Annotated in this window: 28 protein-coding genes and 1 tRNA gene; 17 read left to right on the forward strand and 12 right to left on the reverse strand. The window is 67.6% G+C overall.

Going from position 1 to position 24,558, the window contains the following annotated elements; genetic code table 11:
- Positions 1-6: 6 nt before the first annotated feature.
- Both CEX87_RS20295 and CEX87_RS20300 read left to right on the forward strand, forming a co-directional pair.
- Positions 7-807, forward strand: coding sequence for an ABC transporter permease (locus tag CEX87_RS20295; RefSeq protein ID WP_094288874.1), 801 nt, complete (start codon positions 7-9; stop codon positions 805-807).
- A gap of 2 nt (positions 808-809) precedes the next feature.
- The gene (locus CEX87_RS20300) at positions 810-1,400 is read left to right on the forward strand and encodes a putative glycolipid-binding domain-containing protein (protein WP_064394841.1); all 591 of its coding nucleotides are present in this window, start codon (positions 810-812) and stop codon (positions 1,398-1,400) included.
- Here the strand turns inward: CEX87_RS20300 and CEX87_RS20305 are convergent.
- Positions 1,363-2,322 carry a prephenate dehydrogenase gene (locus tag CEX87_RS20305; RefSeq protein ID WP_094288848.1) on the reverse strand — a complete coding sequence of 320 codons (960 nt, stop codon included), beginning with the start codon at positions 2,320-2,322 and terminating at the stop codon, positions 1,363-1,365. The two genes, CEX87_RS20300 and CEX87_RS20305, sit on opposite strands and share 38 nt — an antisense overlap.
- Positions 2,323-2,446: 124 nt before the next feature.
- On the opposite strand from CEX87_RS20305, the gene CEX87_RS20310 reads away from it, so the two are divergent.
- The 6 genes from CEX87_RS20310 to CEX87_RS20335 all read left to right on the forward strand — a co-directional run bounded on the left by CEX87_RS20310 (position 2,447) and on the right by CEX87_RS20335 (position 6,957).
- On the forward strand, positions 2,447-2,968 hold the full coding sequence (locus CEX87_RS20310) for a tRNA adenosine deaminase-associated protein (RefSeq protein ID WP_064418473.1): 522 nt from the start codon (positions 2,447-2,449) through the stop codon (positions 2,966-2,968).
- Positions 2,968-3,426, forward strand: coding sequence for a nucleoside deaminase (locus tag CEX87_RS20315; protein ID WP_094288876.1), 459 nt, complete (start codon positions 2,968-2,970; stop codon positions 3,424-3,426). Before CEX87_RS20310 ends, CEX87_RS20315 begins: the two co-directional genes overlap by 1 nt.
- A gap of 139 nt (positions 3,427-3,565) precedes the next feature.
- Positions 3,566-3,656 (forward strand) — tRNA-Ser (locus tag CEX87_RS20320).
- A gap of 84 nt (positions 3,657-3,740) precedes the next feature.
- A complete protein-coding gene (locus tag CEX87_RS20325) occupies positions 3,741-4,952 on the forward strand; it encodes a PP2C family protein-serine/threonine phosphatase (RefSeq protein ID WP_174523492.1) in 1,212 nt (403 codons plus the stop codon).
- The gene (locus tag CEX87_RS20330; RefSeq protein WP_064394837.1) at positions 4,949-6,520 is read left to right on the forward strand and encodes a sensor histidine kinase; all 1,572 of its coding nucleotides are present in this window, start codon (positions 4,949-4,951) and stop codon (positions 6,518-6,520) included. Before CEX87_RS20325 ends, CEX87_RS20330 begins: the two co-directional genes overlap by 4 nt.
- Entirely contained in the window at positions 6,517-6,957 is a 441-nt protein-coding gene (locus tag CEX87_RS20335) for a response regulator (protein WP_064394836.1), read from the forward strand. The genes CEX87_RS20330 and CEX87_RS20335 overlap by 4 nt, the downstream gene beginning before the upstream one ends.
- Here the strand turns inward: CEX87_RS20335 and CEX87_RS20340 are convergent.
- A complete protein-coding gene (locus tag CEX87_RS20340; protein WP_064394835.1) occupies positions 6,930-7,379 on the reverse strand; it encodes an ATP-binding protein in 450 nt (149 codons plus the stop codon). The two genes, CEX87_RS20335 and CEX87_RS20340, sit on opposite strands and share 28 nt — an antisense overlap.
- A 134-nt stretch (positions 7,380-7,513) precedes the next feature.
- A complete protein-coding gene (locus tag CEX87_RS20345) occupies positions 7,514-7,885 on the reverse strand; it encodes a hypothetical protein (protein ID WP_064394834.1) in 372 nt (123 codons plus the stop codon).
- 57 nt (positions 7,886-7,942) lie between these two features.
- On the opposite strand from CEX87_RS20345, the gene CEX87_RS20350 reads away from it, so the two are divergent.
- Positions 7,943-8,281, forward strand: coding sequence for a DUF732 domain-containing protein (locus CEX87_RS20350; protein ID WP_064394833.1), 339 nt, complete (start codon positions 7,943-7,945; stop codon positions 8,279-8,281).
- Between the two features lie 54 nt (positions 8,282-8,335).
- Here CEX87_RS20350 and CEX87_RS20355 read toward each other — a convergent pair whose 3' ends face one another.
- Together CEX87_RS20355 and CEX87_RS20360 are read right to left on the reverse strand one after the other, a co-directional pair.
- Complete coding sequence (locus tag CEX87_RS20355) at positions 8,336-8,800, reverse strand: lipoprotein LpqH (RefSeq protein WP_064394832.1); 465 nt, start codon at positions 8,798-8,800, stop codon at positions 8,336-8,338.
- A 119-nt stretch (positions 8,801-8,919) separates the two neighbouring features.
- The gene (locus CEX87_RS20360; RefSeq protein WP_064427462.1) at positions 8,920-9,378 is read right to left on the reverse strand and encodes a lipoprotein LpqH; all 459 of its coding nucleotides are present in this window, start codon (positions 9,376-9,378) and stop codon (positions 8,920-8,922) included.
- 17 nt (positions 9,379-9,395) lie between these two features.
- Between CEX87_RS20360 and tgt the strand changes: the two genes are divergently transcribed.
- Positions 9,396-10,673 (forward strand): tRNA guanosine(34) transglycosylase Tgt, encoded by a 1,278-nt coding sequence (tgt, locus tag CEX87_RS20365; RefSeq protein ID WP_233151453.1) that lies wholly within the window; start codon positions 9,396-9,398, stop codon positions 10,671-10,673.
- Positions 10,674-10,761: 88 nt separating this feature from the next.
- Entirely contained in the window at positions 10,762-12,078 is a 1,317-nt protein-coding gene (locus CEX87_RS20370) for an acetyl-CoA hydrolase/transferase family protein (RefSeq protein ID WP_094288852.1), read from the forward strand.
- A gap of 82 nt (positions 12,079-12,160) precedes the next feature.
- Here CEX87_RS20370 and gluQRS read toward each other — a convergent pair whose 3' ends face one another.
- The gene (gene gluQRS, locus CEX87_RS20375) at positions 12,161-13,030 is read right to left on the reverse strand and encodes a tRNA glutamyl-Q(34) synthetase GluQRS (protein ID WP_165595807.1); all 870 of its coding nucleotides are present in this window, start codon (positions 13,028-13,030) and stop codon (positions 12,161-12,163) included.
- 268 nt (positions 13,031-13,298) lie between these two features.
- Here gluQRS and CEX87_RS20380 point away from each other — a divergent pair, with 268 nt between their 5' ends.
- Positions 13,299-14,621 (forward strand): MFS transporter, encoded by a 1,323-nt coding sequence (locus tag CEX87_RS20380; RefSeq protein ID WP_233151456.1) that lies wholly within the window; start codon positions 13,299-13,301, stop codon positions 14,619-14,621.
- 1 nt (position 14,622) lies between these two features.
- On the opposite strand, the gene CEX87_RS20385 is transcribed toward CEX87_RS20380, so the two are convergent.
- The gene (locus CEX87_RS20385; RefSeq protein ID WP_094288856.1) at positions 14,623-15,903 is read right to left on the reverse strand and encodes an aspartate aminotransferase family protein; all 1,281 of its coding nucleotides are present in this window, start codon (positions 15,901-15,903) and stop codon (positions 14,623-14,625) included.
- Positions 15,904-15,960: 57 nt separating this feature from the next.
- Between CEX87_RS20385 and CEX87_RS20390 the strand changes: the two genes are divergently transcribed.
- The gene (locus CEX87_RS20390; protein WP_233151454.1) at positions 15,961-17,421 is read left to right on the forward strand and encodes an NAD-dependent succinate-semialdehyde dehydrogenase; all 1,461 of its coding nucleotides are present in this window, start codon (positions 15,961-15,963) and stop codon (positions 17,419-17,421) included.
- Between the two features lie 3 nt (positions 17,422-17,424).
- On the opposite strand, the gene CEX87_RS20395 is transcribed toward CEX87_RS20390, so the two are convergent.
- From CEX87_RS20395 to CEX87_RS20405, 3 genes are read right to left on the reverse strand one after another with little or no spacing between them, the layout of a single operon-like run.
- On the reverse strand, positions 17,425-18,084 hold the full coding sequence (locus tag CEX87_RS20395; RefSeq protein ID WP_064394825.1) for a GntR family transcriptional regulator: 660 nt from the start codon (positions 18,082-18,084) through the stop codon (positions 17,425-17,427).
- Positions 18,081-18,800 carry a maleate cis-trans isomerase family protein gene (locus CEX87_RS20400; RefSeq protein ID WP_198957267.1) on the reverse strand — a complete coding sequence of 240 codons (720 nt, stop codon included), beginning with the start codon at positions 18,798-18,800 and terminating at the stop codon, positions 18,081-18,083. Before CEX87_RS20400 ends, CEX87_RS20395 begins: the two co-directional genes overlap by 4 nt.
- A 55-nt stretch (positions 18,801-18,855) precedes the next feature.
- Positions 18,856-19,593: a maleate cis-trans isomerase family protein gene (locus CEX87_RS20405; protein WP_198957268.1), complete on the reverse strand. Its 738-nt coding sequence runs from the start codon at positions 19,591-19,593 to the stop codon at positions 18,856-18,858.
- Between the two features lie 98 nt (positions 19,594-19,691).
- On the opposite strand from CEX87_RS20405, the gene CEX87_RS20410 reads away from it, so the two are divergent.
- Genes CEX87_RS20410 through CEX87_RS20420 form a run of 3 tightly spaced genes read left to right on the forward strand, consistent with a single transcriptional unit; the run spans position 19,692 to position 22,611 of the window.
- Positions 19,692-20,696 carry a D-2-hydroxyacid dehydrogenase gene (locus tag CEX87_RS20410; protein ID WP_198957271.1) on the forward strand — a complete coding sequence of 335 codons (1,005 nt, stop codon included), beginning with the start codon at positions 19,692-19,694 and terminating at the stop codon, positions 20,694-20,696.
- On the forward strand, positions 20,693-22,096 hold the full coding sequence (locus CEX87_RS20415; protein ID WP_066811737.1) for an amidase: 1,404 nt from the start codon (positions 20,693-20,695) through the stop codon (positions 22,094-22,096). The genes CEX87_RS20410 and CEX87_RS20415 overlap by 4 nt, the downstream gene beginning before the upstream one ends.
- On the forward strand, positions 22,093-22,611 hold the full coding sequence (locus CEX87_RS20420; protein ID WP_064394822.1) for a DUF3830 family protein: 519 nt from the start codon (positions 22,093-22,095) through the stop codon (positions 22,609-22,611). Before CEX87_RS20415 ends, CEX87_RS20420 begins: the two co-directional genes overlap by 4 nt.
- 12 nt (positions 22,612-22,623) lie before the next feature.
- On the opposite strand, the gene CEX87_RS20425 is transcribed toward CEX87_RS20420, so the two are convergent.
- Positions 22,624-23,049 (reverse strand): hypothetical protein, encoded by a 426-nt coding sequence (locus CEX87_RS20425; RefSeq protein ID WP_064425895.1) that lies wholly within the window; start codon positions 23,047-23,049, stop codon positions 22,624-22,626.
- A gap of 58 nt (positions 23,050-23,107) precedes the next feature.
- Positions 23,108-24,172, reverse strand: a complete 1,065-nt coding sequence (locus CEX87_RS20430; protein ID WP_064425887.1) for an ATP-dependent DNA ligase — start codon at positions 24,170-24,172, stop codon at positions 23,108-23,110.
- A gap of 106 nt (positions 24,173-24,278) precedes the next feature.
- On the opposite strand from CEX87_RS20430, the gene CEX87_RS20435 reads away from it, so the two are divergent.
- A partial coding sequence (locus tag CEX87_RS20435) for a DUF222 domain-containing protein (protein WP_094288862.1) occupies positions 24,279-24,558 on the forward strand: 280 nt, incomplete at its 3' end.

Below are 24,558 nucleotides of genomic sequence, written 5' to 3' on the forward strand. Positions count from 1 at the left end.
GGTCCGATGGGGTTTTTGCAGGAGGCGCTGTCCTACCTGTTCACCGCGGCCAACTGGAGTGGGCCCGCCGGGCTGCTCGCCCGCACCGTCGAACACCTCGAGTACACGGTGCTCGCGCTGTTCTTCTCGGCGCTCATCGCCATTCCGGTCGGGATGCTGATCGGACACACCGGCCGGGGGACGTTCATCGTCGTCACCGGTGTCAACGCACTGCGGGCGCTGCCGACGCTGGGTGTGCTGCTGCTCGGTGTGCTGCTGTGGGGGCTCGGGCTAGTACCGCCGACCGTTGCGCTGATGCTGCTGGGCATTCCGCCGCTGCTGGCGGGCACCTATGCAGGCATCGCCAACGTGGACCCCACCGTCGTCGACGCCGCCCGCTCCATGGGCATGACCGAACGACGCATCCTGCTGCGGGTGGAGACGCCGATCGCGATGCCGTTGATCCTGGGCGGGCTGCGGACCGCCACGCTGCAGATCGTGGCCACCGCGACCGTCGCCGCATACGCCAGTCTCGGCGGGCTGGGCCGCTACCTGATCGACGGCATCAAGGTGCGCGAGTTCCATCTGGCCTTGGTCGGCGCGCTGATGGTGACGGCGCTGGCATTGCTGCTCGACGCCGCGCTCGCGTTCGCGGTGTGGGCCTCGGTGCCGGGAACCGGGCGCCTGCGAAGCCGGCGGCGCATGCCCCAGCCGTTTCTCGGTGACGAAGTCGTTCTCGAATCCCGTCCCCTCGCAACATCACAGCGCGGCCGAAAAAGCAACGACCCAGCGCGTTACGAACGAGGGGACCCTTCGCATACGGTATAGGGGTGAGTGAAGCAGGCGGCTCCGAGAAGACATGGCCGGCGATCCTGACGTGGCGGGCGCACGACGTCCCGCGAATGGAATCGGTCCGGGTGCATGTGTCGGGCAAGCGCATCAAGGCCTACGGCAGGATCGTGGCCGCCGCTACACCGTTTCACCCGGCGTTCTCCGCTTCGTACGACTTGGTGACCGACGAGGCCGGCGGTACCAAACGGCTGTCCATGACCGTCACACTCGCCGAGCGCGAACGGCAGCTGTCGATCGCCCGCGACGAAGAGAACATGTGGCTGGTTCAGCAGCACACCGGGGAGACGCGCCGCGCTGCATACGACGGCGCGCTGGACGTCGACGTCATCTTCAGCCCGTTCTTCAACGCCCTGCCGATTAGGCGCACGGGGCTGTACCAGCGGTCGGATTCGATCAGCTGCCCGGTGGTGTACGTGCGACTGCCGGACCTGTCGGTGGAGACGGCGGTGATCAGTTACAGCAGCGCCGAAGACGGCATCAAGCTGCTCTCGCCGGTCGCCGACACCACGATCAGCGTCGACTCGGACGGGTTCATCCTCGACTATCCAGGGTTGGCAGAGCGGATCTGATCACCCCGCCTGCGCGGCTCGCCGCGGCCAGTTCCTCGCGCCACTGCTGTTCGCCGACGACGATCGTGACGATCCCCGGCCTGTCGAAGCTGTCATAGCGAATTCTGGCGGCGTGCCCGGAGTCGATGAGTTCGGTCAGCGGTCTGCGCGCGGCGAGCGCGTCGCGGGCGTCGGTGAGCAGTTCCAGCACGCGGTCCAACACCGGCAGCAATTCGTCGGCGTTGGCCTCGCACATCGCCCGCACCAGGTCCGGCGCGGTGGCGGCCACGCGGGTGCCGTCGCGGAACGAACCGGCCGCCAGCGCGAACGCCAGCGGCACCTCCCCGGCGGTGGCGGCGAGCGCCTCGGCCAGCAGGTGGGGCAGATGAGAGATCGTCGCGGCGGCTGCGTCGTGTTCGTCCGAGCGGGCAGGGACCACGACCGCGCCGCAGTCCAGCGCCAGATTCATGACCAGCGTCCAGATCTGCGGGTCGACATGATCGTCGACGCAGACGACCCACGGCGCGTCGACGAACAACCGGGCGTCGCCCGCCGCCCAACCCGAGTGCGCGGTGCCCGCCATCGGGTGACCGCCGACGAATCGCTCGCGTAGACCGTATGTCTGGACCTCTTGCAGCACAGCGGTTTTCACGCTTGTCACATCGGTCAGCGGACAGTCCGGGGCGGTGTCGCGAATGTGGCCAAGCATCTGGCCCAGGGCGGGCACCGGCACGGCCAGCACGATCAGCGCGTTGTCGGCCGCCGCCCGCTTCAGCACGGCGTCGAGGTCCTCGCTGGCGTCGAACCCGTCGGCGGTCGCGGCCTGGACGCCTTCCAGGGACCGGTTGTAACCGAACACCTCGCGTCCGGCGGCCGCCGCTGCGCGCATGACCGACCCTCCGATCAGCCCGAGGCCGAGTACGCAAACCGGGGTGTTGGTCACCCGTCAAGGTTGGCATATCGAGCGCCGTCGACCACGTCAGGATCGGCGTCGACACTGGAAAAGGGGGGTGCGGACGCGGTAAGGACATGGAAAAGGGCATGGTCGGCGACTACCGTAGGCCGACATGGGAGCACAGCGTGCACAGGCGCGGGAGCAGTCCACGGACACTCCCGACGGCTTCGGCGTTGCTGTCGTCCGTGAGGACGGCAAGTGGCGATGCGCGCCGATGCGCGAAGCGGCCCTGACCAGCCTCACCGACGCCGAGCGGGAACTACGCGAAATCCGCAGCGCGGGAGCGGTGTTCGGGCTACTGGACATCGACGACGAGTTCTTCGTCATCGTGCGGCCCGCCCCCTCTGGCGCGCGGCTGTTCCTGTCGGATGCCACCGCCGCGCTGGACTACGACATCGCCGCCGAAGCCTTGGAGATGCTCGACGCCGACATCGAGCCCGAGGAACTCGAGGAGGCCGAACCGTTCGAGGAGGGCGACCTGGGTCTGCTTTCGGACATCGGCCTGCCCGAGGCGGTGCTCGGCGTCATCCTCGACGAGTCCGACCTCTACGCCGACGAACAGCTGGGCCGGATCGCGCGCGAGATGGGCTTCGCCGACGAGTTGTCGGCAGTACTCGACCGCATGGGCCGGTGATCGCGCAGCCCGACGACGAGGCACTGATCCGCGCCGCCCTCGAAGCTGCCCGCAGCGCCGGTCCGCGCGACGTGCCGATCGGGGCGGTCGTCGTCTCCGCCGACGGCACCGAGCTGGCGCGCGCCGCCAATCAACGCGAAGCCCTCGGCGATCCCACCGCGCACGCCGAGATCCTCGCCATCCGGGCCGCCGCGGCGGTGCTCGGCGACGGCTGGCGGTTGGAGGGCACCACGCTGGCGGTCACCGTCGAACCCTGCACCATGTGCGCGGGCGCGTTGGTCATGGCGCGCGTGGCGCGGGTGGTGTTCGGCGCCTGGGAGCCCAAGACGGGGGCCGTCGGGTCGCTGTGGGATGTGGTGCGCGACCGGCGGCTGACCCACCGACCGCAGGTGCGCAGCGGCGTGCTGGCCGACGAATGCGCGGCGCCGCTGGAGGCGTTCTTCTCCCGGCAGCGTTGACGCCTGTGGTCTCGCGAGACGTACACCAGGGTCGCGGTCGGCCCGTGGTTCACGACCCTGGTGTAGCTCTCGCGAACAGAAACAACTGCTCCCAACAGCGATTGGAGTAGACCGGTGTGCGCCCGGTAAGCTGCCACACGGTGGCGTGTCCGAGCGGCCTAAGGAGCACGCCTCGAAAGCGTGTGACGGGTAACCCCCGTCCGAGGGTTCAAATCCCTCCGCCACCGCCACAACGATTCAGGCACTATTGTCAGGATCTGTCACTGAAGCAGAGGTCGAGGCGACCGCGGTGACCAACCCGAGAGAATTGGTATATGCGCGCGCTTCATGACCAGAACCCCTGGGCCTCGGCCGGGGGTGGTGCTGGGCTGCGCCCGTTCTCGGTGCTGCTCGTCGAGGACGACCGCGGCGACGCCATCCTGGTCGAGGAGTTGATCGCCGACGCCGACTCCAATATCAACGTCGTGTGGGCGCCGTCCATGGAGGATGCCGAACAGCATCTGGAGGTTTCCCGCCCCGACTGCGTGCTGCTGGATCTGAACCTCCCGGACGCGGACGGTATCAAAGCGCTCGACCGCGTCGCCAGGCGCGACATCACCATGCCGATCGTCGTGTTGACCGGCCTCAACGATGAGCACTTCGGCATCTCGGCCGTCGCTGCCGGCGCCCAGGATTACCTCGTCAAGGGTCGCGTCGAACCGGAGACGCTGCGCCGCGCGCTGCTCTACGCCGTGGAACGCAAGCGCGCCGAGCTGACGTCGGTGGAACTGCACGCCAGCGAGCTGCGCGCGATGGAGAACGCCCGCCTCGAGCGTGGCCTGTTGCCGTCACCGCTGCTCCTCGATCAACCCGGAATCGACATCGTCGCCGAATACCGGCCCAGTCGTCAGCACGCACTGCTCGGCGGCGACTTCTACGACTTCGTGCAGACCCCCGACCGCACCCTGCACGTCATGGTCGGTGACGTGGCCGGTCACGGGCCCGACGAGGCGGCGCTGGGCGTGGCGTTGAGGATCGGCTGGCGGGCGCTGACGTTCGCCGGGTTGCGGGGCAACGAACGCATGCGCCAGTTGGAACGGATCCTGAGCACCGAACGCCCGGGTTCGAGCATCTTCGCGACGGTGCTCAGCGTCGCGATGTCCACCGACAACCTCAGCTTCAACGTCGTGTCCGCCGGTCATCCCGGCATGCTGCTGCACGGTGACGACACCGTGGAATGGCTGGAACCGGAGGTCGGCCCGGCGCTCGGCCTGTACGGCCTCGAATGGCCTCTGAACATCTTCGAACTGCCCCCGGGATACGGCCTGGTGCTGTTGACCGACGGATTGTTCGAGGGTCGCTCCGGTCGCGGAACCGAACGCCTCGGCGAGGCGGGCCTGCTCGAAGTCGCCAGGGGCTACGCCCACCTGCCCGGTCGCGAGTTCGTCACCGCACTGATCGACGACGTGGAGCGCCGCGCGCAGTCGGTGGGCGGTATCAGCGACGACATCGCGGTGGTGCGGGTGGAGCGGACGATCACCGGATGAGGAGTCGCCTCACCGTCCAGGGGTGGCAGAACCTCGTGCTGTCCCTGATGGGCGTGGTGGTCATCGCCGGAGCGATCGTGGGTGCGCTGCTGTTGAACCGGACCGACGAGGTCTCGCGCGAGCTGAACCTCGGCATCCAACCCGCCCGCGTGGCGGCGTATCAGCTGCAGGCGGCCCTTCGCGATCAGGAGACCGCTGTGCGCGGTTACGCGATCGCCGCCGATCTCCAGTTCCTCGACCCCTACTTCGAGGGGCAGCAGGTCGAAAACGAGTCGGTGCGGCAGATCCGCGACGGAATCGGCCACCGGGAGAAGCTCATCGGCGACCTGGAAGCGATCGAGAAGGCCGCGGCCGAGTGGCGTTCGACGTACGCGGACCCGTTGATCGCCTCGGTGACACCAGGAATGCCGAAGGTTCTGGACGCCGCCACCGCCGAGCGCGGCAAACAAGGGTTCGACGCCCTGCGCGCGCTCTTCAACACCCAGAACCGCGACCTGTCGCAGGCCCGCCAGGATGCGGTCGACGAGCTCGCCGCCGTGCAGACCTGGCGAGACACCCTGTTGATCGCGATCCTCGTGGCGTTCTTCGTCGCCGGCATCGTGCTGGCGGTCCTGGTGCGCAAGGCCGTCACCCGCCCCCTCGAGCAGCTCGCCGCCTCGTGCCGCAGGATCACCGAGGGCAACTTCGACGAGAAGATCGCGGTGCGCGGCCCGCGTGACATTCAGGCGATCGCTGCGGATGTGGAGGACATGCGCCAGCGCGTCGTCGACGAGCTGGCTGCGTCGCGGTCGGCCAGAGAGCAACTCGGCGATCAAGCCCTGGAACTGCAACGGTCGAACGCCGAACTCGAACAGTTCGCCTATGTGGCTTCACACGACCTGCAGGAGCCGCTGCGCAAGGTGGCCTCGTTCTGCCAGCTGATCGAGAAGCGCTACGGCGACAAGCTCGACGAGCGCGGCGTTGAATACATCCGCTTCGCCGTCGACGGCGCCAAACGCATGCAGGTGCTGATCAACGACCTGCTCACCTTCTCCCGCGTCGGCAGGCTCGGCTCGACCGAAGCCGACGTCGACCTCGATGCCGTGCTGGCCGACGCGATCGACAACGTGTCGGCCTCGATCGAGGAATCCGGCGCCGAGGTGGTCCGCACCGGAGAGCCGCTGCCCACCGTCAAGGGCGACCCGACGCTGTTGACGATGCTGTGGCAGAACCTGATCGGCAACGCGGTGAAATTCCGCCGGCCCGACGCCGCGCCGCGGATCGTCATCGACTGCGCGGTCGGCGAGGGCACCCGCGAGGGCGCGTGGCTCTTCACAGTCACCGACAACGGGATCGGCATTCCCGAGGAGTTCGCCGAGAAGGTCTTCGTGATCTTCCAGCGCCTGCACGGCCGGGAGGTCTACACCGGAACGGGTATCGGCCTGGCGCTGTGCAAGAAGATCGTCGAGCACCACGGCGGTAACATCTGGATCGACACCGGCCACACCGAGGGCACCAGGTTCCGCTTCACCATTCCCTGCGTCGTCGACGAGCCCGTCGCGGCCGAGATGGAAGGATCAACTGCATGACACTGGACGGCCGGGCGATCGACGTGCTGCTCGTCGAGGACGACCCGGGTGACGAGCTGATCACCCGAGAAGCATTCGAGCACAACAAGATCAAGAACACCTTGCACGTCGCGCACGACGGTGAGGAGGGACTCGACTTCCTCTACCGCCGAGGCAAGTACGCCGACGCGCCGCGGCCCGACCTGATCCTGCTCGACCTGAACCTGCCGAAATACGACGGCAGGCAGTTGCTCGAGCAGATCAAGTCCGACGCCGAGCTCAGCCACATCCCAGTCGTCGTACTTACCACGTCATCGGCGGAGGAAGACATCCTGCGCAGCTACAAACTGCACGCCAACGCGTATGTCACCAAGCCCGTCGATCTCGATCAGTTCATGAACGCCGTCCGCCAGATCGACGAGTTCTTCGTTCAGGTGGTCCGGCTGCCCAACTCCTGACCGCCGCGTTCGTCATCGGTCACGTCGAAGTCGATGCGCACGGTCGTGCCCGACGTCGATTTCATGACCTCCACACCGTTGCCGACCGCGCGGATGATCGGAAGGCCGCGCCCGCGGGTCGTGGGCTCCGTGCTCGGGGTCCGCCACTGCCCGTGATCTGAGACACAGACCACTATCCGCCCGTCCTCAACGGTCGCCTCGACCACCATCTTTCCGTCGGGGGAGTCCTGGTAAGCATGCTCGACGCAGTTGGTGGCGGCCTCGTTGACCGCGAGCACGATGTCGGCACTCACGTCGTCGGGCACGCCGATCGGTTCCATCCACCCGACCAAACTGCGGCGAATCTGTGCCAGTCGATCCGCGGTGGCCGGAACCTCGATCCTCAGAGGGTCTGCCGGCCGCAGACGCACGTCGATCACCACGCCCGTGGTTGTACCCCGCTTGCCCCGATTCCTCACGCATGTCACGCATACGCTTGGGTCTCAAAACAATAGCGAGGCGCAGATCACACCCGCGGACGACGAAAAAGCGAGCGCGCCGCGCGTACCGATGGCCGTCAGCCGTAGAAGATCACCTGATAGTCGGGCGTCCACGCACCCTGTTTGCAGCTCAGCGGAATTCCGTCGGGCGTCTGGGCCACTCCGGTCGCATCCCCGCACGGTAGACGGTTGGTGCGGACGCCGACCAGCGGTGGCGACGAGACCCACGTGCTGCGCGAGTTGCACGCCAGCGTGTTGCCCGAGGCGTCGATCCCGAAGTTGTAGCGGGTGTTCTGCACGCAGTGCGTGCCCTCCACCGCGCTCCGGTCGACGTAGGGAACACAGTCGGCGCCGTCGCAGTAGCCGGGGGATGCCGGCGCATTCGCGGCGGTCATCAGCGGTGCGGCGACGAATCCGCACGCGAGCGCAGCTGCAGCCATGAGCCTCATAGCTGGCTAGCCTAAGTGCCCCGCATCGACGGTGAACACGGAATAGGCTCTTAAGCCATGAAGCCGGTGATGGTTACCCTGGTCGCCGCCGCGGGTGCGGCTGCGTTGATCTCCGCTCCGACGGCCAACGCCGATGCGGTCGCATATCTGGTCAACGTGCACGTGCGTCCGGGATACAACTTCCCCAACGCCGACGCCGCCCTCGGCTACGGCAGGACGATCTGCGACCGGGTGGCGGGCAAGATGAGCTACGGACAGCTGGTCGACCAGGTGACCGCCGACTTCCATACGACCGACAAGTATCAGGGCGCCTACCTGATCAACCAGGCGGTCAACGAGCTGTGCCCGGCGCAGATCTGGCAGTTGCGCCAATCGGCCGCCGGTTACACCGGATGAAGAACGGCGGCGCCCCTGTCGGGACGCCGCCTTCTCTCACGCTCGAGATCTGCCCTACGGGCAGGTGACTTCGATCTCGAAGGGCTTGTTGACCGGCTGCAACGGGTTGGCCATGTCGACGCCCGTTGCGGTGCCGCTGATCTTGTACGTCTTACCGTCCTTCTCGGCCTTGGCCTCGCCCTGGCCGGCTCCACTCTGGTAGCCCAGCGTCACGCCGTTGACGTTGCCCAGGCCGACCGACTGCACCGTCGGTTCGTCGCCGGAGCTGACGACGGCGCCGATGCCGGTGGTGGCGTCGCCGATCGCGATGTTGGTGTTCCCGCCCATATCGCTACACACGACGGTGCCCTGGACGGCCTGATCCTGACCGTCGATCGTGACGGTGGTCTTGCCCTCGGCCGAAGCGGCCGTCGATGTCTCACCCGAGGTTTCAGACTTCTTCTCACCCGAGGAACAGCCGGATAGACCTGCGATGACGATCGCCGCGCCGCCGACAGCGACCAGTAACCCACGCTTCACCCTGTTCTCCTTTGTGTGTGTGACCCGTCAAGATCGGATCATCCGAAAGCAGTATGGGTTCGCGGTAAACCGGCCAACAGCGTTTCTGGCAAAAATTGATCATCCGCTCCGGCGCCTGCTCAGCAGGACACCTGGATGCTGAAAGTGCCGTTGGCCCGGAAGCTGGGGTTGTCGGTGTTGAAGCCGTCGGCTTCACCGGAGATGTCGTAGGTCCGGCCCGTCATGGAAACCTCGGCAATGTCCGCCGTCTCGGACGCGCCCACCCCGGCCGTGTAGCTGCCGGTGAATCCGCCGATGTTGTTGATCCTGACCGACTCGACGGTCAGGGCTTCCTGGTTCGACACCATCGCGGTGACTCCGGACGTCTCGTCGCCCGTGGTGATGGTGGTGAGGTATCCCGTCGTGTCGCACTGCACCGCGTCGGTCGCGCGCTCGTCGCTCCCGTTGACCGAGACCTGCGCCGTGCCCGCGACCAGTTCGCCTTTCGGCGGTGTGTAGTCGTCGGCACTGCTCGAACATGCGGCCGACGTCAGCACGATCGCGGCGGCGCAGCACGTCAGCACCCACCGATTTCTCACAGTGCAGAATCTACGGCGTGGCCGTGCCGAAATCTCCCGCTCCGAAAGAGTCGTCGGCCCCGTTTTTCAGCGTGACGGCCCAAATGCCCGGCCGGGCCGGCCGCACCGGCGTCATCCGCACCCCGCACGGTGAGATCCGTACCCCCGCGTTCATTCCCGTCGGCACGCAGGCGACCGTCAAGGCAGTGCTGCCCGAAACCATGAAAGAACTTGGTGCGCAGGCTCTTCTGGCGAACGCCTACCACCTGTACCTGCAGCCCGGCCCGGACATCATCGACGAGGCTGGGGGATTGTCCGCGTTCATGAACTGGCCGGGGCCGACGTTCACCGACAGCGGCGGCTTCCAGGTGTTGTCGCTGGGCGCGGGCTTTCGCAAAGTGTTGGCGATGGACGCCGAGCGCATCCAGGCCGACGACATCATCGCCGAGGGCAAGGAGCGACTGGCCAACGTCGACGACGACGGGGTCACGTTCCGGTCGCACCTGGACGGGTCCACCCACCGGTTCACCCCCGAGGTGTCGATCCGGATCCAGCATCAGCTCGGCGCCGACATCATCTTCGCCTTCGACGAGCTGACCACGCTGGTGAACACCCGCGGTTACCAGGAGCGGTCGGTGCAGCGGACGCACGACTGGGCGGTGCGCTGCCTGGCCGAGCACCGGCGGCAGCACGAGGCGCGGCCGGACAAGCCCGAGCAGGCGTTGTTCGGGGTCGTGCAGGGCGCCCAGTACGAAGACCTGCGCAGGCGGGCCGCCCGCGGCCTGGTCACGATCGGTGCACACGCCGGGGCCGCCGAGGGCCTCGAATTCGACGGCTACGGCATCGGCGGCGCCCTGGAGAAGCAAAACCTCGCCACGATCGTCGGATGGGTGGTCGACGAGCTGCCCGCCGACAAGCCGCGCCACCTGCTGGGCATCAGCGAGCCCGACGATCTGTTCGACGCGATCGCAGCGGGCGCCGACACGTTCGACTGCGTGTCTCCGTCACGGGTCGCCCGCAACGCCGCGGTGTACTCGACAACCGGCCGCTTCAACATCACCAACGCTCGGTTTCGCCGGGACTTCACCCCGATCGACGCAGACTGCGACTGCTATACCTGCGCCCACTACACCAAGGCCTATATCCACCACCTGTTCAAGGCCAAGGAGATCCTGTCGGCGACGCTGTGCACCATCCACAATGAGCGGTTCGTGGTGCGGCTGGTCGACCGCATCCGCGCGGCCATCGAAACGGGTGACTTCGACGAGCTGCGCGCCGACGTCCTGGGGCGGTACTACGCGACACGAACGCCCTGACACTTATGGCGCGAACGTGGGTTACCCGCACGCTGTCGGGTGGTCGGAGCGTGTGTCGATCCCACACTCGGCGCGGTAGGTTCTCGCCATGCCGATCGAGCTCACCGCCGAGCAGGCCGCCGCGCGACTCGCGACCGACGACACCTTGGGCATACCGCTCGGTCCGGGCCAACCGCCGGCGTTCCTGCGCGCGCTGGGTGAACGCGACGACTGGACGAACCTTCGTGTCTACGGCGCGCTGCTCGCCGTCGGCACCGAACTGTTCGCCCGCCCCGGCGTGCGCTATCTGTCGGGTTTCTACGGTCCGCTCGAACGCGCCCTGCGGGACTCAGGCGCCGATGTCGAGTTCGCGCCGGCCGACTTTCGCCGCTTCGGCCCGCTGCTCGAACGCCAGTCTCCGCGTGTGATGACGACCGTAGCCACACCGCCGGACGCCGACGGCTGGTGCTCGCTGGCCCTGCACGCCGGCGGCACGGTCAACGAATTACACCGCGCCGGAGCCGATCCCGATCGCATACTGATCGTCGAGGCATCCGAGGCCTACCCGCGCACGTTCGGGTTCGGCGACGAGCACCGTAATGCGTTGCACGTCGACGAGATCGACATCCTCGTGCACTCGACAGAGGCGCCGCTCGCACTTCCGGGCGCGGCCCCCACCGAGGCCGATGTCGCGATCGCGCAGCACGCCGTCGCCTTCATCCGGCCCGGCGCGACGTTGCAGACCGGAATCGGTTCGATCCCCAGCCAGATCGCGGCGCTGCTGGCCGAGGGCGACGGCGGCGAATACGGTTTGCACAGCGAGATGTTCACTGACGGCTGTATGCAACTGCATCGGGCGGGCAAGGTCACCAACAGCGGCAAGGGCATCTACGACGGTGTGAGCGTGACGACGTTCGCTTTCGGCTCGGCGGATCTGTACACCTGGCTCGACGGCAACCACGACGTCGCGTTCCTGCCGGTGGAGATCGTCAACGCACCCGAGGTGATCGCCGCCAACCACGAGATGGTGTCCATCAACGGCGCGCTCGCGATCGACATCGGCGGCCAGGTCGTCGCCGACACCATCGACGGTAACCAGTTCAGCGGCGTCGGCGGTGCAGAGGATTTCGTCGCAGGCGCCGGTCTCGAGTTGTCGGACCGCTCGCTGATCTGTCTGCCCTCGACGTATGAGAAGGACGGGCAACTGCATTCGCGGATCGTGCCGTGGTTCGGGCCTGGCGCGGTGATCACCACGCCGCGACACCATGTCGACGTGATCGTCACCGAGTACGGCGCCGCGGAGCTGGAGGGCGCGACCGTCCGCGAACGCGGTGAGGCGCTCGCCGCGATCGCGCATCCGCAATTCCGCGACGGCCTTCTCGCGGCGGCCGAACGTGCGTCCAAGGGACGCTCGCCTGTCGTCTGACGGCGTTTCCTCCCGCGACCGACCGTGTCTGCCCCCGACACGCCGCGCAGCGGCGTACCAAAAGCGGTCGCTCGCACAGGATCTAGTCGGGCCGATAAATCCACGGTGTCCGCGGAAGCGCGGCCGGATCGAACTCGGCGAGCATGGCCTCGACGTCGCGAGCCCGCCAGCCCAGCGACCCGCTGATCTGGGCGAGCGCCCGTGGCACGCCGATCTCGGCCAGCGTCACTGCCCCGTCGCGTTTGGCCAACCGGGCGCCGTCCTCGTTAAGCACCAGCGCAACGTGGGCGTACACCGGTTCTGTGTAACCGAGCATCCGCGCCAGATACGCCTGCCGAGGTGAGGAGGGCAGCAGGTCATCCCCCCGCACCACCTGGTCGACCCGCTGGGCCGCGTCGTCGACCACGACCGCGAGATTATACGCCGGCACCCCGTCACCGCGGCGCACCACGAAGTCGTCGACGATGCCGGTGTAGTCGCCGTGCAGCACGTCGTGAACGGTGTGCACGACCGCGTCGGTGCGCAGCCGAAGCGCGGGCGGGCGGTTCGTCTCGGCGCGCCGCGTGGCGCGCTCGGTGTCGGTGAGGTCGCGACACGTGCCCGGGTACGCCCCCTGTGGCGCATGCGGCGCGCGCGGAGCCTGCGCGATATCCCTTCGGCTGCAATAGCATTCGTAGAGCAGACTGCGGCCTTCCAATTCTGCGATCGCGGCGTCGTAGCGCGAGCGGTGTTCGGATTGCCACTCCAGGACATCCCACGTCAACCCGATCGCCGCCAAATCGGAAAGTTGGCGCCGCCCGACGTCGGCGAACGTGCGGTCGTCGAGGTCGTCCACGCGCATGACGAAGCGACGGCCGGTCGAGCGGGCGAACAACCATGCCAGGATCGCGGTGCGCAGGTTACCGATGTGCAGGTCCGCCGAGGGGCTCGGGGCGAACCTGCCGGCGTTCATGATCGCAATCTAACCGGCGGGCGTCCGCCGCTGCGGTGTGCTCACCCTCGGACTCCTTTACAGCGGTCATCTTTCGTGCAAAGCGGGTATCCCTCGGCGTGCGCTGGTAGTTTGCCTGTGCACCGAGAAACACGGCCCCATCGCCGGCGCTCGCCGTGCAGGCGTCCCAGGGCCGTGCCCGACGGACGCTAGGAGGCCGCACGTGGACCCGGATGGTTCCACCAGCCCGCAGGACGAAACCGACAAGGACGCACCCTCTTCGGGTGACGTGAAGAAGGCGATCGCGGCCTCGGCCGTCGGCAACTACACCGAATGGTTCGACTACGGGCTCTACGCCTATGGGGTCTCCTACATCTCGACGGCCATCTTCCCGGGTGACGGGGCGACCGCGACGCTGTTGGCACTGATGACGTTCGCCGTCTCCTTCCTGGTCCGCCCGCTCGGCGGTTTCGTCTGGGGACCACTGGGCGACCGCCTCGGGCGGCGTCGCATCCTGGCCATCACGATCCTGGTGATGGCCGGCGCGACGCTGTGCGTGGGCCTTGTGCCGACCTACGCCACGATCGGGATCTGGGCTCCGGTGCTGATGGTGATTCTGCGGATGATCCAGGGCTTCTCGACCGGCGGAGAGTACGGCGGCGCCGCCACCTTTATGGCCGAATACGCTCCCGCCCGCCGTCGCGGCATGATGGGCAGCTTCCTCGAGTTCGGCACCCTGGCCGGCTTCTCGACGGGCGCGCTGCTGATGCTGGGGTTCTCGCTGATCCTGTCCGACGACCAGATGAACGTGTGGGGTTGGCGGCTGCCGTTCCTGATCGCCGCTCCCCTCGGCCTGATCGGGTTGTACCTGCGTACGCGGCTCGACGAGACGCCGGTGTTCAAGGAACTGGAGGAGTCGGGCAGGCAGGAACAAGACATCGGCGCTGAGTTCAAGGACCTCCTCGCCCAGTACTGGGGACCGATCCTGCGCCTCGGCGGACTGGTGGTCGCGCTCAACGTCGTCAACTACACGCTGCTCACCTACATGCCCACCTATCTCGAGCAGTCGATCGGGCTGTCCACCGACATGTCGTTGGTCGTGCCGATCATCGGGATGCTGTCGATGATGATCTTCCTGCCGTTCGCGGGCCTGGCGTCGGACCGGTTCGGGCGCAAACCGGTCTGGTGGATCTCCTTGATCGGACTGTTCATCGCGGGCATTCCGATGTTCATGCTGATGTCGACCGGGGTGATCGGCGCCGTCATCGGCTTTGCCGTGCTGGGGTTGCTCTACGTCCCGCAGTTGGCGACCATCTCGGCGACGTTCCCGGCGATGTTCCCCACACAGGTGCGCTACGCCGGTTTTGCGATCGCCTACAACGTGTCGACGGCGCTCTTCGGCGGCACGGCCCCGGCGGTCAACGACTGGTTGATCGGCGTGACGGGCGACAACCTCGTACCCGCGTACTACATGATGGGTGCCTGCATTGTCGGCGCGATCGCCCTGGCAAAGCTTCCCGAGACGGCGCGATGCCCGATCAACGGCACCGAGATACCCGGCACGCCGGAAGCGCCGCCGCAGCTGGACTACGAGCTCGAGCCCAGTCGCTGAGTCACAGCACGGCGTTCACCGCGTCCGACCAGACGCCCGCCGCCTCGTCGATCTGGCCGGCGGTCACGACGAGCGCAGGGATGAACCTGACGACCTGTCCCCAGGCGCCGCAGGTCAACAGCAGCAGGCCGCGCCTGGCGGCCTCCTGCTGCACGGCCAGTGCCGTCGCACCGTCGGGTCTTCCTGCGGCGTCACGGAATTCGGTACCGAGCATCAGCCCGAGACCGCGCACGTCGGTGATCGCGTCGAACTTGTCGCCAACGGTTTGCAACGCGTCGCGCAACTGCGCCCCGCGTTCGGCGGCGTTGTCGACCAGTCGCTCTTCGGCGATCACGTCGAGCGTGGCCACGGCCGCCGCGCACGCCACCGCGTTGGCGCCGTATGTACCGCCTTGGGAACCCGGCCACGCCCGCTCCATCAACGCCGCCGGCGCCGCGATGCCCGACAGCGGGAAGCCCGACGCGAGACCCTTGGCGGTGATCAGGATGTCTGCGCGCACACCAGAATCGCCGAAGAAGTGTTGACTGCCCCAGAACCGGCCGGTGCGCCCGAAGCCGGTCTGCACCTCGTCGACGACCAGCAGGATCCCGTGCGCGTCGGCGCGCTCGCGCAACCCGGCGAAGAAGCGCTCATTGGCGGGCACGTAGCCGCCTTCGCCGAGCACGGGTTCGACGAAGAACGCGGCGGTATCGGCGGGTGCGCTGATCGTCTGCAGGAGGTAATCCAGTTGTGCCAGAGCGAAATCGGTGGCCTGCTCGACCGGCCAGCCGAAGTGGCCGGGGTCTGGAAACGGCGCGACGTGAACTCCGGCCATCAACGGCGCGAAGCCGGAGCGGAACTTGGTGCCGGAGGTGGTCATCGAGGCCGCCGCGACGGTGCGACCGTGGAACCCACCGTGGAAGACGATGACGTTAGGCCGGCCGGTGGCCTGACGGGACAGTCGCAGGGCGGCTTCCACCGCCTCGCTTCCGGAGTTGGCGAAGAACAACCGGTCGAGCCCGGGCGGCAGCACCTCTCCCAACCGTTCCACCAAGGTGAGCAGCGGGCGGTGCATGACCGTCGTGTACTGACCGTGGATCAGCGTGGCGACCTGGCGCTGCGCGGCCTCCACCACCCGCGGATGACAATGTCCGGTGCTGGTCACCCCGATGCCTGCGGTGAAGTCGAGGTAGCGGCGGTCCTGTTCGTCGTAGAGCAGCACCCCTTCGCCGCGGGCGGCGACGACGCCGGTCGCCTGTTTGAGGATCGAGGAGAGCTGCGGGGCTTCGGAGGCCGAGTTCATGCCACGATCGTCAGCGGTGCACTGTAGATTGTCAACAATCCGACGCAGGGAGGTGTGGTGGATCGCGAACGGCACGTGATCGAGACGGTGGACAAGCGACTGTTCGTCGACGGCAAGTGGATCGATGCGAGCGGAGGGCGCACCTTCGACGTCGTGGACCCGGCGACAGGGCAGACGCTGTGCGCGGTCGCCGACGCCACGCCCGCCGATGCGCGTGCTGCACTCGATGCGGCGGTCGCGGCCCAGCGCGAGTTCGCGGCGACCCCGCCGCGGGCCCGCGCCGACATGTTGATGGCCGCCTTCGAGTTACTGCACGCCCGCGTCGACGACCTGGCCTTGTTGATGACGCTGGAGATGGGCAAACCCCTCGCCGAGGCCCGAGGCGAAATCGCCTACGCCGCCGAGTTTTTCCGCCACTTCGCCGAAGAGGCCACCCGGATCGACGGCGGCTATCAAACCGCACCAGCGGGTGGTGCGCGTTTCCTCATCGCCCGTCAGCCCGTCGGGCCCTGTCTGCTGATCACGCCGTGGAACTTCCCGATGGCGATGGGTACCCGCAAGCTGGGACCGGCGATCGCCGCCGGTTGCACCAGTGTGATCAAACCGGCACACCAGACCCCGCTCACGATGTTGGCGCTGATGGGCATCCTCGACGAAGCGGGTGTGCCTGCCGGCGCCGTCAACTGCATCACCGCGATGGACGCGAACGCGGTGACCGAACCGCTGATCCGCTCGGGGCTGGCGCGCAAGCTGTCATTCACCGGGTCGACCAGGGTGGGCCGGATTCTGCTCGAGCAGTGCGCAGAGAAGGTGTTGCGGACTTCGATGGAACTCGGTGGCAACGCACCGTTCATCGTGTTCGCCGACGCCGATCTCGACGAGGCGGTCGACGGGGCGATGGCGGCCAAGATGCGCAACATGGGAGAGGCGTGCACGGCGGCGAACCGAATGTTCGTGCACGCGTCGGTGATCGACGAGTTCGGGCGCCGGTTGGCCGAGCGGATGGCGGCGCTGCGCGTGGGCCGGGGCACCGAGGAGGGGGTCAACGTCGGCCCGCTGGTCGACGACGCCGCACTGCACAAGGTGCAGGCCCTGGTCGACGACGCGGTGGGTCGCGGTGCCCGCGTGTTGACCGGCGGCACGGCGGTTTCGGGTGACGGGTACTTCTACTCGCCGACCGTGCTGACCGGCGTCCCACGCGACGCGAGGATGTCGGGCGAGGAGATCTTCGGCCCGGTCGCTCCGCTGACGCCGTTCGAGACCGAGGACGACGTCGTCGCCGCCGCCAACGACACCGAATACGGGTTGGTGGCTTACGTTTTCACCAATGATCTGCGCCGGGCGTTGCGGGTCGCCGAGGCGCTGGAGACCGGCATGGTCGGTCTGAATCAGGGCGTGGTGTCCAATCCCGCAGCGCCGTTCGGCGGCGTCAAGCAGTCCGGCCTCGGCCGCGAAGGCGGTTCGGTGGGCATCGACGAGTTCCTGGAGACCAAGTACGTCGGCATCGCCCTGGCGTGAGGCTCAGGCGCCGCGCGAGACCCGCACGACCAGCCGGTCGACCGCATCCTCCATGTGCGCGATCAGCAGCTTGTCGGACAGCTGCACATCACCGGCCCGGATAGCGCTGGCCAGCGCATGGTGCTCGGCAATCCGATCGTTGGGGTTGTCGTAGGTGTCCGCCAGCGCGTGCACACACATCCGGGTCTCCACGAGATACGTCTGGTGCATCCGCGACAGCCGCTCGCTGCCCGCGAGTTCGACAAGACGCTCGTGGAACCGGATGTCGGCCTCGCTGCCCTCCTCGACGTCGGCGGCCGCGGCCATCTCCTCGACGATCGCCAGCAGCTCGTCGCCGGCAGACGCGTAGTCGCGCTGCAGGATTCGGCGGGTCGCGGCGCGTTCGATGGCCTCGCGCGCGAGGTACATGTCGGAGGCCACCTCTGGCGTCATGTCGATCACGAACACCCCGCGGTTGCGGATCGCGATCAGCAGACCCTCCTGCGTCAGCCGCTGCATCCCCTCGCGCAGCGGTCCGCGACTGACGCCGAGCCTGCGGGCCAGGTCGGCCTCGATCAGCTGGGTGCCCGGAGCCAGCTCACCGTGCGCGATGGCCTGCCGAAGCTTGTCGGCGACGATGCTCGGCGTCGATTCCTGCTCCACCGGCGCCAGGAACTCGGTCACAGCCGCTCCTCGAACAGCCGGCCCAGGCCCGCGATCGCAGGCACTGCACCGGCGAGTTGCAGGCCCTTCCACACCGTCACCTGATTGGCGGTCAGCACCGGTTTGCCGACCGCGGCCTCGAGACGGTCGATGATCGCCAGCGTGTGCATAGCGGTGTCGGGAACCAACACCGCTTGCGCGTCCGGGTGATCGGCAGCGGTGACCATCTGCTCCACCCGCCGCGGCTCCAGCGTGCCGACTTCGGCGGCGGTGATGATGCCGTGGCTGCCCATCGCCACCACCTCGATGCCGTCGGCGGCCAGGAAGCGTACGAAGTGCTCGGCAACATCGTGCGGGTACGACGCGGCGATCGCGACGCGCCCGATGCCGAGATGGCGCAGCGCGTCGACGAACGCGATCGAGGTGGACGACGCCGGAACACCCGCAGCCGCAGCAACTTTCGCGGCTTGTCGGCGGGCCCCCTCGGGACCGAACACGAAGCTGCCTGATGTGCACGCCCACATCACCGACTCCGGGCGTGCGTCGGCAAGCTGGCGCACACCATCGGCCAGGCGCTCGTCGCCTCCGAGATCCAGCAGCGCGTCGACGCGGTGGGCGTCCTCACCGACGGAGGTGATGACCACCGGCAGGCGCAGTACACCGTCGGCCCTGCCCTCGAGCGCGGGAAAATCGTCCTCGGCGCTGTGCCCCGGATAGAGCAGTCCTACGGTCGCCATGACGCCCTTTCGATCGGCAGATTGTCGACAATGTTAACAACCGGCGCATCGGCAACTACGCCTCGAACAGGCGCTGACCCGCTCCCACGCCTTTGCGCCCGGCCACGCGCAGCGCGGCCCACATCGTCACCTGGTTGGCCGTGACCACCGGCTTCTGCAATTCGGCCTCGAGATCGGCGATCAGATCGTAGGTGGGCAGGTTCGTGCAACTGATGACGATGGCCTCGGCGTCCGCGACGTCGGTGGCGCGGACCAAGTCGGCGGTCCGCGCATACGGGACCGACCAGATCTGCGAGGTCAGGCCCAGTCCCGAGGTGGCCACGACCTCGATACCGGCCTCCATGAGATAGCTCGTCAACCCGATCGTCAGGTCCGAGGTGTACGGGGTGACGGTCGCGACGCGCGCCACACCGAGGTGGCGCAGCGCTTCGAGCATCGAGCCGCTGGTGGTCACCGCCGCCGGGGCGCCGGCCGCCCGCATCGCCGCGACCAGCGCGGCTTCTCCGGCCATTCCCTTGACGAAGCTGCCCGCGGTGCACGCGTACGCGGTGACGATCGGGGAGACCGCCAGCACGTTCGCCGCGCCCGCGATCACGTGTTCGGGGTCGGAGATGTGCACCGCCATGTCGACGGTCACCGGCAAGGGGGCGTATCTGAGCCGGGTCACGTACAGGCTGACGTCGTCGGGCACCCAACGCCACAGTTCCCGGTCGAGCGCGAAGTCATATGGTGTGACAACGCCTATGCCTACCTGCTGCAATGGTGGGGGCGGCACCAATTCCCCGATCCTCATTTGCACAGTGTGAGGCCAGATGACCAAACCAGCAACAGATTGTTGACAATCCTACGGCGTGTCCCTAGCCTCGGGTCGTGCCAGGCCCCCGCGAGAGCGTGCAAGACGCGCCGTCGTCGCAGGTCAGAGGTGGTTTCACCCGGTCCGTCGTCGCGGTCCTGTGCAAGAAGCCCACCGACCGCCCACCGGGCCTCGACGAACTCGATGTCGACTTGCGCTACTGCACCGCCGACGACCTCGCCGATGCGGTCCGCGGCGCCCGCGTGCTGCTGCTCTGGGACTTCTTCTCGACCGCAGTGCGCGACGTGTGGCACGACGCCGGCGAGTTGGAGTGGATCCACGTCACCGCGGCGGGCGTCGACACGCTGCTGTTCGACGAACTGCGCGACTCCGACGTGGTGGTGACCAACGCCCGCGGCGTGTTCGACCGCCCGATCGCCGAGTACGTGCTCGGCGCGGTGCTGGCCCACGCCAAGGACAGCCGCACCAGCTTCGCCCTGCAGCGCGAGCACCGGTGGCAACACCGCGAGACCCGTGCCATCGCGCGGGCCCGCGCGCTCGTCGTCGGCACCGGGAGCATCGGGCGCGAGATTGCGCGGCTCCTGCGCGCGGTGGGCATGCAGGTGCGTGGGGCGGGCCGCGTCGCAACGACGGACGATCCCGACTTCGGTGACGTGGTGGCCAGTGCGAGCTTGGCCGACGAGGTCGGCTGGTGCGATCACCTGGTGCTCGCCGCGCCGCTGACAAACGCGACGCGCGGCATGGTGGACGCCTCGGTGCTGTCGGCGATGAAGCCCGACGCGCATCTGGTCAACATCGGCCGCGGTCCAGTGGTGGAGGAGTCGGCGTTGCTTTCGGCGTTGCGCGACAACCGGATTGGCGGTGCGACGCTGGACGTGTTCGACACCGAACCGCTGCCGCCCGACCATCCGTTGTGGGACGCTCCTAACGTGACGATCACCGCACACATGGCCGGGGACGTGGTGGGTTGGCGCGAAGCCCTTGCCGAGCAATTCGTGGACAACGCCCAGCGCTGGCTTGCCGGCGAGCCATTGGTGAACGTGGTGGACAAAAAACTCGGCTACGTACCGGGCCCGCGATGATCCCGACCGCCGCCGAACTGGTCCAGGGATACCGCGCAAAAACCCTCTCTCCGGTCGAGGCCACCCAGGAGGCGCTGGCCGCGATCGACGCGTACGACGGTGCGGTCAACGCCTTCGTTCTCGTCGACCCCGAGGGGGCGTTGGCCGCGGCCCGTGCCTCGGAGGCACGCTGGCACGCCGGGCAGCCGCTCGGGCCCGGGGACGGCGTGCCGACGTCGATCAAGGATGCGCTGTGGACCAGGGGATGGCCGACGCTTCGGGGTAGCTGGCTCATCGACGAGCCGGGACCGTGGAACGAGGACGCGCCCTGCACGGCGCGACTTCGGGAGACCGGAGCCGTCCTGCTCGGCAAGACCACGACGCCGGAGTACTCGTGGAAAGGCGTCACCGACTCGCCCCGTTACGGCGCGACCGGCAATCCGTGGGATCCCACCAAGACGGCGGGTGGTTCGAGCGGCGGCAGCGCCGCGGCGGTCGGCCTCGGCATGGGGGTGTGGTCGGTCGGCACCGACGCGGGGGGATCGGTGCGGATTCCGGCGGCGTTCACCGGAACCGTCGCGCTCAAGCCGACCTACGGCCTGATACCCCACTATCCGCCGAGCCCGTTCGGCACGCTGGCGCACCCGGGCCCGATGACGCGGACGGTCGTCGACACCGCCGCGCTGATGGATGTGATCACCGGATTCGATGCCCGGGACTGGTCGGCGATGCCGACGCCGCGTGAGTCGTTCCTGACCGGGCTCGACGACGGCATCGCGGGCCTGCGGGTGGCGTTCTCACCGCGGCTCGGCTACGTGCGCAACGATCCGGAGGTCGACGCCGCCGTGCGGGCCGCGGTGACGGTGCTGTCCGATGCGGGTGCCAGCGTCGAGGAGGTCGACCCCGGGTTCGCCGATCCGATCGAGGCGTTCCACGTCCTGTGGTTCGCCGGCGCGGCAAAGGTGTTGGAGGCGTACGGCGAAGCGGTCGACGATCGGGTGGATGCGGGGTTGCGCCGGATAGCTGCGGTGGGTGCGTCCTTCTCGGCGTCGGACTACCTCGACGCGACGGCCGTGCGGATGCAACTGGGGCAGGTGATGGGCCGGTTCCACGAAACCTATGACGTGCTGGTCACGCCGACGCTTCCGCTGCCTGCGTTCAGCGTCGGTCGCGACGTGCCCGATGGCTGGCGGTCACACTACTGGGCGAGTTGGACGCCATACACCTACCCGTTCAACATGACCCAGCAGCCGGCGTTGAGCGTGCCGTGCGGATTCACCGCGGCGGGCCTGCCGATCGGGTTGCAGATCGTCGGCCCCCGGCACGCGGATGCGCTGGTGCTGCGGGTGGGCCGCGCCCACGAGATGGCCACCGACTGGCACCGGCGCACGCCGGCGTTGACGACACAAGGAGTTCGATGAGCAGGCTGATCACCGTGTCCCTCGACAAGCGCGGCGTCAGCTGCGTTGCCCGCATGCTCGACGACGCGGCGCCACGCACCTGCGCGGCGGTGTGGGACGCCTTATCCGACGGGCGCGTTCTTTCGTCACAGGTGTTCCACGGCAAGTACGCCCGCAACGAGATCTACACGCTGCTACCGGAATTCGCGGCGAAGGACCCGGGCAGTGAGAACACCACAGTCACGCCGATCCCCGGCGACCTGTGCTGGTTCTCCTTCGACTCCGATCAACTGGGCAACCCCGCCTACGGCTACGAGAACACCACCGGCACCGGCACCACCGGCGCGATAGTCGACCTGGCGCTGTTCTACGGCCGCAACAACCTGCTGATCAACGGCGACCAGGGCTGGGTCCCGGGCAACGTGTTCGGGGCGGTCATCGAAGGGCTCGACGAGATGGCGGAGGCCTGCCAGGACCTCTGGATGGGTGGTGTGCGCGGTGAAACCCTGAGTTTCCAACGCGCGACGCAGGATTGACGCGCCGACTGGCTAGATCGGTTGAAGGCTGATCGGTTGTTCGCTCTGACCGGGATTGGGGTCGTTGCACGTCCCGGGTTTCCAGGTGTAGCGAAGGTTGCCCGCCAACGTCGCTGGATCGAACTCATACGTCACATCGGCCGGCCCGGTGCTGCCGTCGGCGCACGGGCGTGCGTTGAACACGTCGTGGCGTTCGACGGTCCACGGGCCGTCGCCCTGCCTGCTGATCTGCGCGATCAGTCCCGTCGAGCTCGAAATCGTTCCGCCGCAGTAACCTTCGGCGTTGCACTGCGTGGTGATCGACCATGTGTTCGAGGTCGCCCCGTTGACGAGCCGGTACTCGCCTTCGAGCCGCCCGTCGGCCCATGCGGGTCCCGCGGATGCGATCGCGGCACCGATGAGCATCACCGCCGCGGCCGTCGCGCGTGTGATCGCCATCCAGGCAGCATCACACGTCAGGCGTTCGGGCATCCGCGAGTTGGCGAAAGTTCTTCGGTCAGCCGAGGCCGGGGACGATGTCGCCCAGCTTGAAGGTGACCGGCTGCTCGAGTTGGTCGAACGTACACGACCGGGGATCGCGGTCGGGGCGCCAGCGGTTGAACTGCGCGGTGTGGCGGAACCGTTCACCTTCCATGTGGTCGTAGCGCACCTCGACCACCCGCTCGGGCCGCAACGGTACGAACGAGAGGTCCTTGCCGGCATTCCAGCGCGATCCCTCGTTGCGTCGCGGGGTCCGTTCACCGACCATGTGCGCCGCCCAATTCCACGGATGGTTGTCGAACGTGGTTACCAGCGGCTGCAATTCGGTGAAGAGTTCGCGGCGCCGGGCCATCGGGAAGGCGCCGATCACGCCGACGGAGGCCAATGTGCCGCCGTCCTTGTACAGCCCGAGAAGCAGCGACCCGATGGCATCGTCGCCGGACTTGTGGAGGCGGTAGCCGGCGACGACGCAGTCCGCGGTCCGTTGGTGCTTGATCTTGAACATCACTCGCTTGTCCGGCTGATAGGTCAGCGACAACGGCTTGGCGATGACGCCGTCGAGGCCGGCACCCTCGAACTCGTCGAACCAGCGCTGCGCCGTCGCGAGGTCCGTCGTCACCGGCGTGACGTGGAATTTCGGACCGGCATTGGTGAGGGCCTCCACGAGTGCGGCGCGGCGTTCGCTGAAAGGCCTTTGCGTGTAATCGATGTCGTCGAGTGCGAGCAGATCAAACGCGATGAAGGACGCAGGCGTCTTCTCGGCCAGCATCCGGACCCGTGAGTCGGCGGGGTGGATGCGCTGCTGCAGCGCTTCGAAGTCGAGCCCACCGTCGGAGGCGACGATGATCTCGCCGTCGATGACGCACCGTTCGGGTAGCTCAGCTTCGGCGGCCTTCACCAGTTCGGGAAAGTAGCGGGTCATCGGCCGCTCGTTGCGGCTGCCGAGTTCGACCTCGTCGCCGTCGCGGAAGCAGATCGACCGGAAGCCGTCCCACTTCGGTTCGTACGATGCGTCCGGCGGGATCGACACCACCGATTTCGCCAGCATCGGCGACACCGGCGGCATCACGGGCAGCTGCATGAGGCCATTGTCGCAGGCAACCCGGCAGCCAAAAAACTTCTGTCACTTTGGTTTCTGTGGTCACAGATGGGGTTGGGTTGTCGGTGGGTCGAACTAGTGTTCGAGTATGTCGGTGGAACGGGTCAGCCAGCGGATCGCGGCGATGGACCGCGAGCTGTCCGGGTTGATCGCCGAGTCCTTCGACACGTTGAGCACCGCTGAGCAGTTGAGGGTCACCGCGCAGTGGGAGAGGTTCACCCGCCGCCAAGCCGCGGTCAGCCACAGCATGGTGGCCGGGCTCCAGCAGGCCCCGTTGGCGGAGTTGGGGGAGCCCAGCGTGGCCGGGGCGTTGACGGTGTTGTTGCGCATCTCTAAGGCTGAGGCGCATCGGCGGGTGGCCGAAGCGC

Origin of the sequence: Mycobacterium lehmannii (genome assembly GCF_002245535.1) — a bacterium.
GTDB classification, from domain to species: Bacteria; Actinomycetota; Actinomycetes; order Mycobacteriales; family Mycobacteriaceae; genus Mycobacterium; species Mycobacterium lehmannii.

What these genes read in the sequence shown, in the direction of transcription:
- CEX87_RS20295 (WP_094288874.1), top strand. Translation starts at nt 7, where the DNA reads ATGGGGTTTTTGCAGGAGGCGCTGTCCTACCTGTTCACCGCGGCCAAC.
- CEX87_RS20310 (WP_064418473.1), top strand. Translation starts at nt 2,447, where the DNA reads ATGGGAGCACAGCGTGCACAGGCGCGGGAGCAGTCCACGGACACTCCC.
- CEX87_RS20325 (WP_174523492.1), top strand. Translation starts at nt 3,741, where the DNA reads ATGCGCGCGCTTCATGACCAGAACCCCTGGGCCTCGGCCGGGGGTGGT.
- CEX87_RS20330 (WP_064394837.1), top strand. Translation starts at nt 4,949, where the DNA reads ATGAGGAGTCGCCTCACCGTCCAGGGGTGGCAGAACCTCGTGCTGTCC.
- CEX87_RS20335 (WP_064394836.1), top strand. Translation starts at nt 6,517, where the DNA reads ATGACACTGGACGGCCGGGCGATCGACGTGCTGCTCGTCGAGGACGAC.
- CEX87_RS20345 (WP_064394834.1), bottom strand. Translation starts at nt 7,885, where the DNA reads ATGAGGCTCATGGCTGCAGCTGCGCTCGCGTGCGGATTCGTCGCCGCA.
- CEX87_RS20350 (WP_064394833.1), top strand. Translation starts at nt 7,943, where the DNA reads ATGAAGCCGGTGATGGTTACCCTGGTCGCCGCCGCGGGTGCGGCTGCG.
- CEX87_RS20370 (WP_094288852.1), top strand. Translation starts at nt 10,762, where the DNA reads ATGCCGATCGAGCTCACCGCCGAGCAGGCCGCCGCGCGACTCGCGACC.
- gluQRS (WP_165595807.1), bottom strand. Translation starts at nt 13,030, where the DNA reads ATGAACGCCGGCAGGTTCGCCCCGAGCCCCTCGGCGGACCTGCACATC.
- CEX87_RS20385 (WP_094288856.1), bottom strand. Translation starts at nt 15,903, where the DNA reads ATGAACTCGGCCTCCGAAGCCCCGCAGCTCTCCTCGATCCTCAAACAG.
- CEX87_RS20400 (WP_198957267.1), bottom strand. Translation starts at nt 18,800, where the DNA reads ATGGCGACCGTAGGACTGCTCTATCCGGGGCACAGCGCCGAGGACGAT.
- CEX87_RS20405 (WP_198957268.1), bottom strand. Translation starts at nt 19,593, where the DNA reads ATGAGGATCGGGGAATTGGTGCCGCCCCCACCATTGCAGCAGGTAGGC.
- CEX87_RS20415 (WP_066811737.1), top strand. Translation starts at nt 20,693, where the DNA reads ATGATCCCGACCGCCGCCGAACTGGTCCAGGGATACCGCGCAAAAACC.
- CEX87_RS20420 (WP_064394822.1), top strand. Translation starts at nt 22,093, where the DNA reads ATGAGCAGGCTGATCACCGTGTCCCTCGACAAGCGCGGCGTCAGCTGC.
- CEX87_RS20425 (WP_064425895.1), bottom strand. Translation starts at nt 23,049, where the DNA reads ATGGCGATCACACGCGCGACGGCCGCGGCGGTGATGCTCATCGGTGCC.
- CEX87_RS20430 (WP_064425887.1), bottom strand. Translation starts at nt 24,172, where the DNA reads ATGCAGCTGCCCGTGATGCCGCCGGTGTCGCCGATGCTGGCGAAATCG.